At 64.9% G+C, this 16,601-nt stretch carries 6 protein-coding genes and 3 pseudogenes; 4 read left to right on the plus strand and 5 right to left on the minus strand.

Annotated features, from left to right (window positions below):
- Positions 1–273 (plus strand): annotated as a pseudogene (locus ACFXJL_RS29850) (hypothetical protein); the annotation flags it as partial.
- Positions 274–579: 306 nt separating this feature from the next.
- Here ACFXJL_RS29850 and ACFXJL_RS29855 read toward each other — a convergent pair.
- From ACFXJL_RS29855 to ACFXJL_RS29870, 4 genes are all read right to left on the minus strand, one after another.
- Positions 580–1,047: an Imm26 family immunity protein gene (locus ACFXJL_RS29855; RefSeq protein WP_384697446.1), complete on the minus strand. Its 468-nt coding sequence runs from the start codon at positions 1,045–1,047 to the stop codon at positions 580–582.
- On the minus strand, positions 1,041–7,877 hold the full coding sequence (locus ACFXJL_RS29860; protein ID WP_384697449.1) for a polymorphic toxin-type HINT domain-containing protein: 6,837 nt from the start codon (positions 7,875–7,877) through the stop codon (positions 1,041–1,043). Before ACFXJL_RS29860 ends, ACFXJL_RS29855 begins: the two co-directional genes overlap by 7 nt.
- A gap of 131 nt (positions 7,878–8,008) precedes the next feature.
- Positions 8,009–12,223 (minus strand): LamG-like jellyroll fold domain-containing protein, encoded by a 4,215-nt coding sequence (locus tag ACFXJL_RS29865; protein ID WP_384697452.1) that lies wholly within the window; start codon positions 12,221–12,223, stop codon positions 8,009–8,011.
- A 185-nt stretch (positions 12,224–12,408) separates the two neighbouring features.
- Positions 12,409–12,732 (minus strand): transposase, encoded by a 324-nt coding sequence (locus tag ACFXJL_RS29870; protein WP_384697455.1) that lies wholly within the window; start codon positions 12,730–12,732, stop codon positions 12,409–12,411.
- A 137-nt stretch (positions 12,733–12,869) separates the two neighbouring features.
- Between ACFXJL_RS29870 and ACFXJL_RS29875 the strand changes: the two are divergent.
- Both ACFXJL_RS29875 and ACFXJL_RS29880 read left to right on the plus strand, forming a co-directional pair.
- A pseudogene (locus ACFXJL_RS29875) lies at positions 12,870–13,218 on the plus strand (VOC family protein).
- Between the two features lie 497 nt (positions 13,219–13,715).
- Positions 13,716–14,269, plus strand: a pseudogene (locus ACFXJL_RS29880) (hypothetical protein); the annotation flags it as partial.
- Between the two features lie 502 nt (positions 14,270–14,771).
- Here ACFXJL_RS29880 and ACFXJL_RS29885 read toward each other — a convergent pair.
- Positions 14,772–15,152 (minus strand): hypothetical protein, encoded by a 381-nt coding sequence (locus ACFXJL_RS29885; RefSeq protein WP_384697458.1) that lies wholly within the window; start codon positions 15,150–15,152, stop codon positions 14,772–14,774.
- Between the two features lie 89 nt (positions 15,153–15,241).
- Here ACFXJL_RS29885 and ACFXJL_RS29890 point away from each other — a divergent pair.
- A protein-coding gene (locus ACFXJL_RS29890) for an IS5 family transposase (RefSeq protein ID WP_384697461.1) occupies positions 15,242–16,044 on the plus strand; the annotation gives its coding sequence in 2 pieces (ribosomal slippage) (positions 15,242–15,542 and positions 15,542–16,044; 804 coding nt in all).
- Positions 16,045–16,601: the final 557 nt, after the last annotated feature.

Here is a 16,601-nt window from a genome sequence, read left to right on the forward strand (position 1 = left end):
ATCCGTCACATCGAAACGCGCCACACCCGAGTTCTACCAGCCCCACCGAACCCATCAGCGAGCGTCACGAAGATCCGAACCTCGAACAGCTCCTACGTCCTGACCGCGGTGCGCGACCTGACCCGCCTGGAGATGGTCACGGAGGCCGTTCGCGCCGCACTCGAAGAAGTAGCCGGCACGTCTCCTCACCTGCTTGACGAACTGGTCGATGAGGGCTGGGGCCTCCGCTACGGCCGGCCGTCCGCCTGGGCAAGAATCCCACCAGGCCCATGAGCCAGAATCCTCACCACCGGCAACGACGCCGTCCAGCTCCTGGAACACCTCTGCCGTCACGGAGCGGACCGCATGACCGACCCTCGTGTCCAGGCTCTGCGCCAGATCAGGGTGCAGAATAGCTATGGGGTAGCCGTTCTATTCACTCTGTTCTTGGGCGCCGATGCCCGCGCGGGCGCTCAGTCGACAGCCACAACCTTTACGATGGCCCTCCCGCCTGCGCGCGGAGATCGTTGAAGTCCTGCCACACATGATTTAGCAGGACTTCAACGATGCGAAATCAGCGGAACGGTCCTGACCTCTAAGTCAGAACGCTAGCTCGTCAAACGTTTTGCGCCACGGGCCAAATCCATGAAATCCGCGGAGGGCCGCTTCGACAACAGCCGGAGAATATGATTTGTGGAGTTTCATCACACTTGCCCGCTCCGGGGAGATCGACACCCCCAATCTTCCATCTGCATATTGAATCCGATATTCCCCAGGTGGCTCAACCCAAACTTTATACTCTGGAGTCGGAATTCTGTTAGCCAATTCGCGATTTCCGATAATTGGCCAGATGCCGTCTTTGATTCTAATATCCATAGTCTCCAATAGGAAGAGTGGCTCGTCGAGTTCAAGTGACTCGATGTCGAATGAACTATTGGCGTCCAGAAGGTCGGGGAAAACGGCTAGCAGGAAATTGCCCCGCATCTTCTCGATGACCTGACCCAATACAATCTTCTCATCGGTAACCGAGATGGAGAGGACATCGCCTCTCCTGTAATTCCTTAGCATACGTCTCCTCCGGCAGCCTTGTAGCGGTCATCGTTCATCTGAACTCGGCCGTTCTCGAGAACGCTCCCCGGCACCGACTTTTTTCCACCGCCAGCGCGCATCCAGCTTTCTTCGAGGACATCGAGGTCTTTCCCCGGATTCGCTCGACCGAGCACCTCGAAGGTGAACGACTTATTGGGGTACTTCTTTGCATGCTCTCGTTGGCGCTTCGTAAATCGATTCCAGTTCTTTGCCTGACCTACGTACTCCTCTCCAGAAATCAAATCAGTCCGCAGGTAGACGACCCCCGAAGGAGTGGGAGTCGTATTGTGCACGAGGACCGGCGTCTCACCTGCCAGCACATAGTACGTGTGGAGGTCGTCGACGGTGAGGTTGTAGACGCTGGCGTGCTCGTTGGAGGTTCGGGTTGCTGTGACGGTGACCGTTTGGCCGTTGTTCGTGAGCAGGGTCATCGTTGGCGTGATGTCGCCAGCGTCGATCCAGCGGTTTTCTGAGGGGGACCAGAAGGGGTGGTTGTCGGTCGCCGTCAGGGAGTCGGTTCCGTCAACCGTGAGCGTGGTGAGGCGTTTGCCGCCTGTGGAGAAGATCAGATGGGTAACTGTGCGGGGTCCTGCTTCGCCGGTTTCGGGGTCCTTAGCGATGACCGTGTCGCCGATTTTGATTTCTTCGATGTCTTTAGTGGTTCCGTCGGCCATGAGGACATCGGTACCGGCTATGAACGAATTCTTGCACGGCGAAAGAGAGGGGGGATCTAGATTCTTTCCGTTGGGACGTCGGCTGATGATCGCGCCGACGAGGCCCGGCACCAAGTAGGCGTCGCTGGAGATGTCGTAGCCAAGGCTCTCTATGTACTGGTCGTATTGGGTGCCGTAGTCGCATCCCGGGGCTCCGGCTCCCCCGTTCCAGCAGTCCCCGTCGACAAGCCATCCACCTAGTTCGAGGGTGTAGGGAACCGTGGATAGGGTCCCGTAGAAAATTTCTCCGGCTCCGTAGAAGATTGACTCAAGGACGCTGCGGTCTTCGTGCTTCTTTGAGGAGCCGCCCCCACTATTTCCTCCGCCCTTGTTCCCGCCGCCGTTCCCCTTAGATGTGCCCGATGAGGACGGTCCTTCGTAGCAGCCTTGTGTGCAGACGGCCGGTTCTCGTTCGGGGTGGTAGGTGGATTCTTTGGTGGGGGTTCCGTTGTTGCATTTGTCGAGTACGCCTGAGTGGCATTCGGGGACGCCGAGGCCGCTGGCGTCTGCGTTGAGGAGTGGGTTCTGGGCGCCGTAGGTGTAGCCGTTGAGGGTTTGCGGGATGGTGGTTTGGAGGAGGGGGTCGACGCTGATGAAGCGTCCGATGGTGGGGTCGTACTCGCGTGCGCCGAGGTGGGTGAGGCCGGTGTTCTTGGTGTCGTCGGTTCCGTTGACGAAGCCTTTGGTGCCGGGCCAGGTGGTGGGTTGGGTACCGCGGGTTCCGCCGAAGGGGAGGCTGCGGCGTTGGGTGAGTTGCTGGGTGGCGGCGTCGGTGGCGAGTTGGGCGGTGCCGTGGTGGTCGGCGAGGGTGAAGGAGACGGTGCCGTCGTCTTCCTGGACAGCCTGGTGGCCGCCGCCGAGGTCGATGTAGCGGGTGCCGGCGGGAGTGGGTGCGGGTGTGGTGGTTTTGGGGAGGGTGATTTCGGTGGAGCCGAGGTAGAGGGTGGTTTCGGTGGGGGTGCGGCCGATGAGGCGGTTGCCTTCGGTGTCGTAGAGGTACTGGGTGACTTTCGCCGTGCTGCCGGGGACGGGTTCGGTCACCTTGGCGAGGTGGCCTTCGGGGTCCCATTCAAGGTTTTGGGTGGTGCCGTTGACGGTGCGGCTGGTCGTGTAGCCGCCGGTGTAGGTGAAGGAGTCCGCCGGGCGGGTGGGGAGGCCGGCGTCGGTGACGGAGGTCAGGGTGTGTGGCTGGGGTTGTCCGGCTGCGGGGTACTCGTAGGTGCGGGTGCGGTTCTTGGTGGTGTCGCCGGTGGGGTCGTGGAGGGTTTCGGTGGCGCGGTTTCCGTCCGGACGGTAGGTGTAGGAGTGCCAGTAGGGGGCGGGGCCGCCGATGACGCTGCTGCTGGGGGTGGCGGCGCAGGTGGTGGTGTTCTGGGTCCAGGCTTGGGTGACGCGGCGGGCGAAGTCGTAGGTGAAGCACTGGTTGTCGGTGCCGGAGCGGGATACGTCGGTGACGGAGAGGACGTTGGCGGCGTCGTCGTAGCGGTAGGTGTTGGATTGGTCGACGCCGGGGACGTCTTCGCGGTCCACGCGGGTGGTGGACAGGCGCTGGGTGCCCCATTCGTATCCGTTGGTGACCCAGGTCTTCTTGCCGTTGCGGAAGAGTTCGTGCTGGAGCGGTTTGCCGGTGAGGCTGTAGCTGGTGAGTCCTTCGACGCCCTGGCTGCCGTGGATTCCGGTGGTGCGGAGGGTGTGGTCGTCGTAAGTGAAGGAGACGACCGCCCCGGGTAGCGAGCCGGCTGCCGGATAGCCGACGCCTTGGGGGAGACCGGAGACGTTGTAGGACATGGTCGACACGTAGGTGCCGGCCAGGTCGCCTTCAGCTGTGGGAATGGTGATCGAGGTGCGCAGGGGCTGGTAGAGCCGGTTGTAGGCGACGACCTTGCTGGTGTAGGCGTTGCCGTTCTCGTAGCGCGTGGACTCGGCCAGGTGTCCCTTGGCGCCCGTGATGGTGTCGTAGGTCCACTCGGCGCGGAGCGGTCCTGTGGCGGAGTTCCTGCGGAGTTGGGTCTTGCGGCCCAGGTTGTCGTAGAGGTGGGCGAGGGTGACGTTGGTGGCGTCGTTGTGGGTGGTGCGGAGTTGGCCGCGGTCGTCGTAGGTGTTGGTCGTGGTGCCCTTGTCGGGGTCGTCGTTGACGGTCTGGCGACCCATCAGGTCATAGGTGTAGTTCCAGCTGATGTTCTGGGGGTCAGTGACCTTCGCGAGTTGGCCGTTGGGGTGGTACGTGTAGGAGGTTTTGTCGTAGGTGGAGCCGACGGTGGGCTCGTGGTGTTCACGGAGCTGGGTGGTGTTGCCGCGGGCGTCGACCAGGGTGGTGGTGGCGGTGCCGCCGGTGGGTGGGACGACGGTGGTGCGATCGCCGCCGTGGATGGTCTGGGAGGTGGCCAGGACGGTTCCGCCGTCGCCGTTGCCCGCTATCTGGCGGACTTCGGTCTGCCGACCGAGGCCGTCGTACGTGTAGCGGGTCTGGGATTCGACGCTGAGCGCGTTGTTCGGGGTGAAGAGCTGGGTGCCTGGTGCGCTGGTGGTGTAGTAGGTGGAGAACGTCTTGGCGACGAGGCCGCGTTCGTCATAGAAGGTGTCGCCGATGAGGGTGCCGCCGTTGGGCCCGGGCTCTTGGGCCTGCCGTGGGCGCAGCTGTCCGTCGTAGAGGGCGTAGGAGGTGCGCTGGACGCCGTGGTTGCCCAGGGTCTTGGTGGCGACGACGTTGGGTTGTCCGTCGCTGGCGTGGGTGTAGGCGAATTCGTAGGTGGGGGTCTGTCCGGTGCTGCGGTCGGGGAGCCAGACCTTGGTGGCACGGCCGAGGGCGTCGTGGGCGAAGTTGGTTATTTTGCCGTTGGTGTCGGTTTCGGTGAGGGGCAGGCCGCGGAGGGGGTCGTGTTCGATGGTGGTGGTCTGAGCGGTGGAAGCGTCGCCTGTGGTGGCTGGTGGGGAGGTCGTGGTGACAGTGACGGGGATGCCGGTGGCGGGGGTTCGCTCCGTGGTGGTGGTGCGGCCGTCGGTTCGTGGCGTGCGGGTGATGACCCCGGCGGCTGTCACCCTTGTCGTTGAGGTCAGGTCGGTACTGGTGAGGGAGCGGCCGTAGGAGTCGTAGGTGCCACCGGCCTCCAGGTAGACGGCGGTGGTGCCGTCGTATTCCTTGAGAGTCGCGGTCGCGGTAGGCAGTCCCTTGGTGGGGGCGTCACCGTATGTCTGGTTGTCGTAGGCGGTGCGGACGTCGGAGAGGACGTCTGCTGGCCTGGCGGGGGTGGCGTCGCAGGGCTCGGAGACGGTTTCCACCCGTGCGGGCAGCGTGAGGATGTTGAGGGTGGTGTTAGTGGCGTAGGTCGTGCGGGTGCATCGGTTGTCGGTGATCGTGCTGTGGTTGCCGAGGTCGTCGACCTCGGTCACCCGTCCTGCGACGGTGTCGTAGCTGGTGGCGGTGGACATGGTGCGCCAGTCGGTGCCGGCGCCGTTGTCCAGTGAGATGAACGTCTTGCTGTTGCTGGTGCCGGTAAAGTTGGCGGTGATGGTGCCCCAGTCGCGGACCCGGGAGGCCGTCTGATGCTTCCACGGGCGGTTGACCGTTTTGTTGAGGACGGTTCCCCCGGGGCCGGAGTAGTTGACGGTCTTGTAGGCGAAGCCGGCCGCTGATTCGTGGTCGGTGAGGGCGCTGCCCTCTCCCTCTCCCAGGGTGACCGTGACGCTTTTCGTTCCGCCGGCGGCGTTGAGGCGGTCGCCGTCCATACCGCGCAGGAAGTAGGTGTCCTCTTGTGACTTCATGGCCGACGCGCCGCCCTGTCCGCCGGTCTGGACCCGGACGTGGCCGTAGCCGCGCCATTGGCTCCAGGTGCGGTGCTTGTCCTTGGTGAGGCCGTCGTCATCGTCGTAGTGCCAGGCGGCGCCGCCGAGGTAGTCGTAGCGGGTGACCTTGTCGGGTGCTCCGCCGCCGGTGCGGTCGCTTTCGGTGACGGAGTCGACGGTGTACTTGTTGAACCACTGCTGGACCGGGTCGTCGGTGGTGGAGCCGCCGATGAATTGGGGGAAGCAGCGGGTGGTGTTGGCCGACGGTGTCGGGAGGGCGTCTGCGTCGCAGGTGGCGGCTGTGTAGCTGGCGTCGAGTTGTCCGCCGGCCTCGTTGATGACCGTGGACAGTCGAGCCTTGATGAAGGGGGCGAATCCGTCACCGACGCGGTCGAGTCGGTTGGCGAGCTGGGTGTAGCCGAAGGTGGTCTTCGGCTGCGTGATCGCCAAAGTGGCGGTGTGGCCAGTGCGCTGAATAGAGGAGAGCAGCAGTTGGTAGTCGGTGTCGGCCATGCCCCAGTGGTGGGCGAGTCTCCAAGAGTCGACGTTCTGGTAGGTGGTGCCTTCCAAAATCTCGGTGGTGACTTGGGAGAGGCGCTTGCGGGTGAAGAAGGAGGGTGAGAGGCGGCCTTCGTCGCAGGTTTCGCCGGTGTTGCAGTTCAGGTCCCAGGGGGTGTCGTACCAGTAGGCCGACTGGGTGTCGATGGAGGAGCAGTCCATCGACGAGGTGGCCACGCAGCGCTCGCTGTTGGTGAAGTCGACCCGCGCGAGGGCCTTGGTCGCGTACATGGAGCTGGACTTGAGGCCGTATTCGATGCGGTCGAGGGCTCCGCCGCGGGTGTAGCGGGAGTTGTCGGTGGCTTCCAGGTTACGGCCGTAGGAGTTGCTTTCCTTGTGGTAGTAGTACGCCATGGCGTTGCTGTGGACGTCGACGACGTAGTCGAGGTTCCATCGCCAGGCCTGCTGGCAGTGGGAGGCGGCGAAGGTGGCGGCTTTGCAGGGTTCGTCGGTGTCGTCGCCGAAGACGGGGACGGTCCAGGTGGAGTCGGTGGCTTCTTTGCCGTCGGCCCAGCCGGGCAGGCGGTGGTAGCCGAAGTAGTAGCGGGTCCCGTTCGGTGCGGTCAGGCGCCAGTACTCTCCGTCGTTGTCGCCGTTGGCGCGGTTGGCGGAGGTGAGGCGGTCGATCTTGGTTCCGTCGTCGTTCCGGAGTTTCCAGGTGTTGGTGCCGGTGGGGACGAGCTCGCCGCCCTTGCCGTTGAAGGAGATGAAGGCGTTGTCGTAGCTCCAGCACAGGTCACCGGGCTTGTTGCCGTTGGCGTGTTCGATTCCGTCGTCGGCACAGGGCTTGTAACGGCGTTCGATGTAACCGGGCCACATGTCGAACCCGTCGCCCGCCCAGCTGGACTGGTTGTTGGTGTTCCCTGTGCGGCCGTCCACCGATCCTGACGAGTACGACAGTCCGACGTTCGGAAGGAGCCCACCAGGGACTTCGGGTACGGGCATGTTGTAGGACCAGGAGAAGTCACCTGTGTTGAGGTTCGCCTTCCAGGTCGCTGAGGCGGCCAGGGAGGTGGCCTTGTAGTCGCCGCGGGAGCCGTCGGTGGTGGAGACGGCGGCGAATACGGTCGGTGCCTTGGCCGCCAGGGCGAGGCTGGGGGCGGTGAGGGTCTGCTGCTCGGTGTCGTTCACCGCGGCGACGGGCTTGGGGGTGCGGCAGGCGATCAGGCTCGGGGTGGTCAGTGCGCACGGGGGGAGTTGGACGAGGGTGAGCCGGTCGGCGTAGCCGCCGCCGTAGGCGTCGGCGAAGGTGGAGTAGTCAACGCGGGCGCGGACCGTGCCCTCGGATGCCGTGTTCTCGGCGCGGAGGGTGAACATGACACCGTCGACGCCGGCACTCTGAGCGGCCTTACGGCTGACGACCTCGGCCTGAACCGTCCCCGTGGCGGACTTCTCGCCCTTCTTCACACGGGTGTCGAGTTCCAGGGGCAGACCTGTGGCCTTCACCGAACCGGCCGTGGTCGTGGCCAGGGCTATCCGTGCCGTCGCATGCTCGGGCCAGGTCCGGTCCGGTGCTGGCAGCGGTACGGGCGGTTTGCCTGCGGTGGTGCGTTTCGCCGCAGGTTTGCCTCGGGTGCCGGGGATGGGTTTCTCCGAGGCGGGGAGGCTGGGGCGGCCAGTGCCCTTGTCCGCGGCGGCCGCGGGTTGGGGTTGGGTCACGGCCTGGAGGAGGGTGCCGACCATGACGGTCGCGCAGGCCAGGGCGATACGCCCGCGTATCCGACGGAAAGGCGTGCGGGATCTGCCGTTGGTCATGTGTCTGTGTCCTCCACAGCTGTTCCCGTGGGTGCTTGAAGCACGCGCGACGGGTGAATGCCTACGGAATCAATGCTGGTTCGGGGGCGGGCCCGGCCTGCTCGGCCGGGCCCGCTCGGAAGGTGGTGTGATCAGCCGCTGCCGGGAACCGTCGTGGGGAGACCCGGTTGGCCGACCGCGAGCTGGTGGATCTGCGGCTCCGTCAACACGCCTTGGAATGCCCACAGGTCGGAGACGGCACCCGGCCAGTACTGGTTGCCGGTCGAGGTCCCGGTCGCCTGCCGTCCGAGGTGGAGTTCCGCAGCCGTGAAGGAGAGCACGTCTTCCTCGTGGGAGCGCTCAAGGCAGTCGTCCTCGCCGGCACAACTGGTCCCCTCCAGCTCGCCGTTCACATAGAGGGACACCTGTTTGTCGAACCCGTCATAGACCACGGCCAGGTGGTTCCACTCGGTGGACTCGCTGAACTGCCCATTCGCCGCATCACGGAAGGTGACATCAAGCCCGTCACGATCACCGATCGTCACCCGCCATCGACCCGGGCCCCCCACCGCCGCCCAACCCGGCTCGTACCGCACGGTCAACGCGTTCTTCGTCAGCCCCGCGGCACTCAGCAAGGTGACCGGCCCGGTGGGTTCGGCCGCGGCCTGCGCCCAGCCCGCGATCGTGAAACTCCCTCCGGTATCGGTGGGCATCTCGGCCATCCCGTGGTCGTTGACACCGTCCAGAACGATCCCGCCGTCCACCCAGCCCTTGTCCGGCCCGACCTGCGCACCGCCGTGCAGGGTCATGTCGTGGTCGAACGACGAGGAGTCCGGTGTCTTGGCCGGCGTGCCGGACGAGCTCGCGAACTTCCAGCGTGCCTTGACCACCGGGCGCTGCTTGAACATCTGCTGCACTTCGCCCGCGGAGACGGGCCGGTCGTAGAGGCGAACATCGTCGATACGACCGGGGAAGAACGATCCCGGCTGCCCGCCGTACTGCCCGGCGCCGATCTGCACCGGACCGCCGGCGTACCAGTCGGCGACCAAAGTGGTGGACCCAGCCCGTTTGCCGTTGAGGTAGAAGGTGAGCTCGTTGGTGACACTGTCGTGCACACCCACCAGGTGCGCCCACTCTCCGCCACGGGCCGTACTGCCGGAGGGCTGAAGGGCTTGGACCTGGGACGCGTCAGGATCGTCCGTGGTGAAGGCTCGGATGCCCCACCGGTCGAAGGTGTGCGAGTAGTAGAGCTCGAACCCGGGTTTATGGACTCCGGCCTGCATGGTCACCACTGCGGCGTGGTCGGGTTTCGTCTTCGGCAGCCGAGCCCAGGCGGAGACGGTGTAGCTGCGCTGGTTGTTGAGCATGGGCCGCTCGGTGGTGGCATAGCCGGTGGTGCCGTTCAGTTCCAGTGCTTGGCCCACCACACCCGTGGCACCCTTGGTGACACCGCCGCGGAACTCGGCGGGCAAGACCTCCGGGACACCGTTCAGCTCGACCTTGTCCGCGGCTTCGTCCATGGAGAAGACCGCCCGAGCCGGCCGCCCGGAGATCAGCGAGTCCTTCCCCTTCAACCGCGTTACCTCTCCCTGAGAGAGGGTCTTGTCGAAGATCTGGACCTCGTCGATCGCCCCGGGGAAGAACGACCGCGGATCGCCGTTGTGCGAGCCGGCCCCGATCTGCAACCCGCGGCGGGCATCCCACGGCGAGTCATAGGCCGTCGTACCTGCCAGGACACCGTCCACATACAGCTTCAGCTCGTCGTCCGTCGCACTATGCGTCCCCACCAGGTGCACCCACTCGTTGGCGCTCACCCCGCCGGCTTGGGCCTGCATCGCCATGGCCGTGGTCGCGTTCGGATCATCCGCCCGGTACTGGACGAAGGCCCACCGGTCGTAGGTGCCGGAGTAATAGAGCTGGAAGCCGGGATTGTGGTTACCGGGCTGCGCTACAACCACAGCGGACGTGCCCGGCACCGAGGACAGCTTCGCCCAGGCCGAGACGGAGAAGCCCGTGTCGGTCGCCACGGTGGGAATGTCGGTTCGGGCGTAGTCGTTCACGCCGTCGAACCGGACCGCCGTGCCGAGTGCACCGGACACCCCTGGTGTCGCCCCGCCGTGCAAAACGGCGGTTCGCGCAGGTGCTGTGCCGACGGCCTGTGTCCCGGTTTCCTCATCGAGGGACCAGGTCCCGCGCTCCGGCTGTCCTGCCTTGACCCGGAACCGGTAGCTCGTCGGCGCAGACACGTTACCCGCAGCGTCGAAGGACTTCACGTACAGCGTATTCAGCCCCGGCTTCGGCGGCAGGAACGTGATGGTCTTAGCGGCGCCGGCCGTGGTGGTGACCGTGTTGTCCGAGGTGGGATCGGCGTTGATGCCGTACCAGTACTTGGTCACCTGGCTGTCGTTGGCATCCATCTCGAAGACGCCGTATCTACCTGTGCCGTCATACCAGGGATCGTCCGGGTTCTCGGGATCGGACGCTGGGAAATCAAGAGAGGACAGCGCGGGGGACCTCGGAACAGTCGCGTCGTAGCTGAAGTAGCACATGGTCGGATCGCCTGCCGACGACCACGGTGAGTACTGCCCACCGTCCCAGACCCGCGCCTCCCACCCGATCTGCTTGTTCTGCGGTAGCGACGAAGGCAGGCTCATGTGAAAGTCAGAGCCTGAGGCTTTGACTGATGTCCGTACGCCTTGTTGCGGTAGCGCCGGCCACCTCCCGCCATCCCAGATCGCGCGAAACTCCACGGCGACTGTGTCCCCGTCCGGATCGGTGACATTGTCGGCGTGGATCAATCCCAGCGACCGAGATCGAGGAGCATCAGCCGGCTTCTTGCACACACCGCCGTACTGCATCGACAACTGCGACATCTTCACCTGCGGCGGCGGACGGTTGTACAACACCCGCAGAGAGGCGTCATCGGAGAACCGCTTCCACCCGTACTTGTCACTCTCGCTCGACGCCCGCAATCCGAACGTCATCTTCGGGTTCTTCGCGGTCGCGGACTGCTGCACCGCCGTCTTCACATCAAACTCGGCATCCCTCGCCGCGCACCCGGTGAACCCGTAGGCGAACGACGACGTCCGCAAATGATCGATCCAGAACCCCGACTGCTCCTGTTCGTTCCAGTGCGTGTACTTGTCGATCGCCTTGGTCTTCCACAACTCCACACCCCGGGCGCTGCACGAAGCAGAGTGGGTGTTCCGCACAGCGAACTCAGCACTCAGGATCGACTTACCCCAGAACCTGGTCGTGTCGAACTGGTAGAACAACCGCTTGGTGTCATATCGCATACATTCGGCCCAGTCGCAGTACCCGAGCCCCGCGTCCGCGTCCCCGTTGAACTGCCACTGCGGCGAATTGGCCCAGTACTCCGAGGCCATCGTCCACGCGTTCGCCTTCGGAGCATGGAACTGCGGGTCGATGAACACCGGATACACCGTTTCAGCACCACGCAAAAGCGCGGCATCCGGCTCTAGCACCAAAGCACTCTGATCCGCCGGAATCTCAACCCCCACAGGTGCCAGCGTCCCTGACTCCCCCGCACCCGGCTCGCCACCCACATCGGCGCCACCCTGCCGTGCGACAGACGCACCACCCTTGCGAGCAGCAGCACCGGACCCCGTACTGGAATCCCACATCACCGGACGAGGCGCCTCGAACACCGCGCCCCCCGCACCATCGTCAACCGCCTCCAAACCACCACCCGGCTGCTCACGCAGCGTCATGCCCTGAGCATCGAGACTTAGCCGCACCTCATTCAGCGCCGGGTTCGCCGCCGCCGCGGCCGACTTCACCACCAACAACTGAGTGAACCCGTCGGCCTTCGCACCCAACCTCAGATCCACCCCCGGCAGCACCTCCGGATAGGTCGCCGTATCCCCCTGCAAAACGGGAGCCGGTAGACTCGTCGGCCAGCTCAACGTGAGCTCGCGTCCGGCCTTGACCATCCGCACCAGCGGTGCCGATCCACCACCGGAAAACTCCAACCCGATCGTCACCGCCTTCGGAGCCACCACACCCGTACTGTCCCTCACCAACACGGTGTCAACAGGCTTCCACTCACCAGCCACTCGGGCCCGCACCGGGCGCAGATACTGCCGCGCCTCAAAATTGCCCTCGGGGGTCGCGAACACCTCACTGGTCTCACTGCGCAGCGAGACAACCTCAACCGGTTCACCCGAACTCCGCGCCATCGCGAGTGACTCACTCTCAGACCGTGCGGATGGCGACGGCGCCTCGCCCGCAACAGCAGGGGGAGCCTTCTGAGGAAGCGCCTGCACCCCGGTCGGCGCGAGCAGCCCCACCAGCACCGCACCTGACACCAACGACCCCGCCGCGCGGGCACCCCGTCTACCACTCACCAGACCGACACATCCCCCACCATTTAGCCCAGCAGTGAAGTTAACGTGAAGAACCAAACAAGATTCAATGGACAGTAAAGGCGCAGTCACGCACCGTCCAGAGGACGGGAAACCGACAACTCACACAAAAACGCAAACAGCCAGTCAAACAGCGCCAGTGATGAACCTCATCCCAAACCAGCGTTTCAAGCGACCACCAGCGCAGAGGCGATGACTTCCGCACCACCGACAACAAGCACCAAGTCCGTACGCGACACAACAGGACGCGCCAGCCGCGCGATCGCCTGGAACGGGTGCGAGCTGAGAAGGGGTCCTGCAAGAACCGTGCCTCCCTGCAGTAGACGCGGAATTCGCTGCACCGTCCCGGACAAGCGGAGGGGGTGCTCCACCGCAGTCGTTCCGCTCCAACGGCGGAACAGGTCCTCAACACGGCCCCAGGGCCCGAACTCGGCGGGCACGTTCCGCCACGGAACGCCCGTTCGAACCCGGACCCGTACGCGGTCGATCACTTCCCCCGGGGCCAGATGGGCCGTCGCCCCGCCCTCGTCCTCATGAGCAGCAACAGCTCCAATTCAGGCAATGTGAGCCTGGTAGTTGGGGACATGGTTCGCGCAGTGAATTGTTCCCTGTCCGCCAGGATCGGCGGATGCTGAGCATCGGAACGGCCGTGATGGGGGCTGGCCGAGTTCTGGAGTCGGGCACTGGACTATGTCGCTCGCGATGGTGAGGTGAGGAACGACTGAGTGGTGTTGCCGGGCGCCGCACCGGTGCTGTCTTGGCCCTCGACACCGATGCGGCACCCGTGCCGGAACACCCGAGAATCCACCTCAACCTCTATGCAGGCGACACCGCCGACCAGGAAGCCGAAGTGGCGCGACATGTCCCTGGGCGCCGAACGCGACGACTGGGACTCCTGTCCGGACGACGCCAACTTCGTCGTGCTGGCCGCCCCCGAGGGCAACCGCTTCTGCGTCATCGACACCAGTCGCAGCTGACACAGACCCAGGGCCCGGGAAGGCGGAACACTTTCGCGTGCAGGAGCTCGATAGCGACGAAGGGCGCGACTGCCGCCCTCGGCTCCACGGAGCGCCAGACCCTCGGTCCCGGCGCTGCGGAGATGATGTCGGTGTGACCTGGCGTCTTGTTGCGTGCGTGTCGACCATCCTTCTGGCCCAGTGCAGGGCCCCGGGTCTCTTCGGGAGAATTGCGGCGCACTGGCGCCCGTCCGAAAGTCGTCGGCTGATCGCCACATCGCACAGGCCCTTGTGAGCAACCATTCTCTTGGCCTGATCGTCGTATCCGGCGCCATCGCCGGTCCGGCCCGTAGGCACCCGAGATATCGACGGCTTGCGGAGGCAGTCTGGCTCGTTGCCCTTCTCCGGACTAAGGAATTGATCACTGCGCGGAGGCCATGTAGCCGCAACAGCTGACCCTGACGCGGGGGCAACCTCTCAGCATGGTCGGCATGACGACGAGAACCAATGCGATCGAGGTCGCCGGGCTGCGCAAGTCGTACGGCGACCACGAGGTGGTCGCCGGAGTCGACCTGACCGTTCCCGCAGGCACCGTCTTCCACTGGGTGGAGGAAGCGCTGATTGGCGGAGCTGCCTTCATGAGTTCTCGCGCACTTGTCCACTTCGATGCTCACTTCGACAACATCCTGACCGATGGCCGCCAGCTCTACTTCACTGACTTCGGACTTGCCCTGAGCTCCCGCTTCGACCTTTCGGCGGACGAGTCCAACTTCCTCACAGAGCACCTTGGGTACGACCGCTGCTACACAGCGAGCCACCTGCTCCAGTACCACGTGCTCGACGGCGTGCGCGGTGACACAGAACGCAAAGCCTTCCTGCACGACTGGATCGCAGGCCGGAGACCTGAGGACATCCCCCCCCCGAGATCACGGCCATCATCGACCGCCACGCACGCCCTACCCTCGTTGTGGACTCCTTCTTCCAGCGTCTGTTCACCGAGAGCAAGCAAACCCCGTTCCCCGCCGCGGAGATCAAGCGGCAATCGGGCGTTGGCGCCACAACCCCGAGCTAATCCACGCCCTCGCCTCGATCGTCCGGCATCGCCATAGTTGGCTTCCTCTGTGAAGACCTCGACGCCGCCCGGGGCACGGCTGCCATCCACCACACCGTGCAGCGCACGAACACAGGTGGACTCACCACGCCGCCCACCAAGACCAGGACCTCCGAAACCGCATTGCCTCCCCGCCTGCTCCCTTCAGTCACTGGAGCACCACCACGAGGACCAGCGGCGCGAGCGTGAAGCCGCAGGCACCACGTGGCGCGGCACAACGGGCATGTGTTCATCACGCCGCAGGGCAGACCGATCGCCCCGACCAACCTCACCCGCACCTTCACCACGCTCCTCCGGAAAGCCTCGCCTCCACCACATCCGCTTCCACGACACGCCCCAATGGCAAGCAGTCTGAGCCTCGGGCGAGCACGTTCCCGACTACATGAAGACTTAGACGGTGTCTCACGTGGTGATCTTGCCCGCTGCACGGCCGTAGACGCTCGGGGTGGGGATGGCCAGCCTGTCAGGCCGGCCAGCTGAGGCGGCCGTCCACGATGACCGGTAGAGACGTGGGCATCTCGTCGGTGACCGAGGCGAACTCCAGGGCTGAGAGCGTGGCTCCCTGGTCCGTCCATACGAGGATCTCGCCGACGTGGGCGCCGGACGGGTTATGGACTTGTGCGTCTACAGGCACGTGCTCTTTCGGCAGTGCTGCATGCTCGCAAGGTTCCCGGACCTGCAGGTCGACGCTCACGGAGTCGGGCCCCCAGACAGCGATCACCTCGGTGTGGTCCAGCTGACTCCGCAGTTGCGACGCGCCGACGAACTCCGCTGACAGGACGTGTTGAAGTACTGCGCGCTCGTCGGCGTTCAACGGGCGCGGGTCGACGGAAGGAGGAGCCATGTGCCCATTCTGAGGTGGCGGGGGCAATCAGCCCAACGCCTACACCGACCGTCGCCGGGGGCCGCCCGGCAGCGGCATCATGATCGTTCATGGGTGGGGATCTATCGCAGCGGCTCGTGCCGGATGATCTATGGGCCATGGTCGAGCCGGTACTGCCGTCCTTCCGCTCGCGCCCGCAGGGCGGTGGCACCGCGCTGATCGACCAGCGTGCCGTGTTCACGGCCGTCGTGTACGTGCTGACCAGCGGGTGCGCGTGGCGGTATCTGGCACCGACGTTCGCAGTGTCGCCGGCGACGGCTCACCGGAGGTTCTCCGTCTGGATCGCATTCGGAGTGTGGCGTCAGCTGCACCGGGTGGTTCTGGACGAGATCGGAGCCCGCGGCGGACTGGCTGGAGCTCCGTGATCGTCGACGCGGCCTCGGTGCGCGAGAAGGGGGGTCCGCTGACGGGGCCGAATCCGGTTGACTCAGGCAAAGCGGGCAGCAAACTACACGTTCTGACCGATGCGCAGGGGCTGCCTGTGGTCGTCGGGGTGTCCGCCGCGAACGTCAACGACGTCCAAGCGCTTCGCCCGCTCATCCTCGGAATCCCGGCCGTCCGCTCACGCCGCGGCCCCCGTCGGCGACACCCCGACAAGGTCCGGGCCGACAAGGCGTACCACTCGGCCGGCAACCTGGCGTGGCTACGCGAACGCATCATCACCCCACGGATCGCCTGGCCGGGCGTGGAGTCCTCCGAACGGCTTGGAAGGCACCGATGGAAGATCGAGAGGTCGATCTCCTGGCTGTTCGGATACCGCCGCATGACCGTCCGCTATGAACGCAAGGGCGGTCACTTCCTCGCCTTCCTCGGGCTCGCCGCAGTCATGACCTGCTACAAGATCGCCACGTGAGAGACCGTCTTAGGTAACCCTCCTCGACTACTACCTCAAAAGCTGCGGAACTTGGAGGTCATTTACTGGACAGCACCTAACGGAGTCCTACTAGGCCGGGTTCACCGACCGAGGAAGCGGAACCCGCTGGGGCGGTGGGCATCGTAAAGACCGACCGTGGCAGTAGTCGCAGGCCGATTCGTGACCGGAACTGGTGGTCATTACCTCGGCGATCAGGGCGACATTGAAGACCCACGTCGGTAAGCCTCGCGAGTGGCCCTGGAGCGAAGGCTGGCGGTCGGGCGACCCGTTCGCCGGTGTCAAAGGCTCGATCTCACCCACGGGGTACGAGCCTCAGCCCTGTTGCGATGTCGCTACCACGACGTTGAGAACTCCTGACGAAATAATCTCCGAGGTGGTCGGATTACTTCTGGAGCGTTGAACGAGGTCCGGGGTGGTTCGGCGAAGCCGAGGACGAGCTTGAGAGCGCGGACCCGGCTCCACATCCGTCAGGAGTTTCTAGAGCCAGGGCGACCCCGGCGGTTGTGGCCCGTTCATGCGACGGGCTATCGCGGCCC

This window comes from Streptomyces sp. NPDC059256, from assembly GCF_042753785.1.
Classification (GTDB): domain Bacteria; phylum Actinomycetota; class Actinomycetes; order Streptomycetales; family Streptomycetaceae; genus Streptomyces.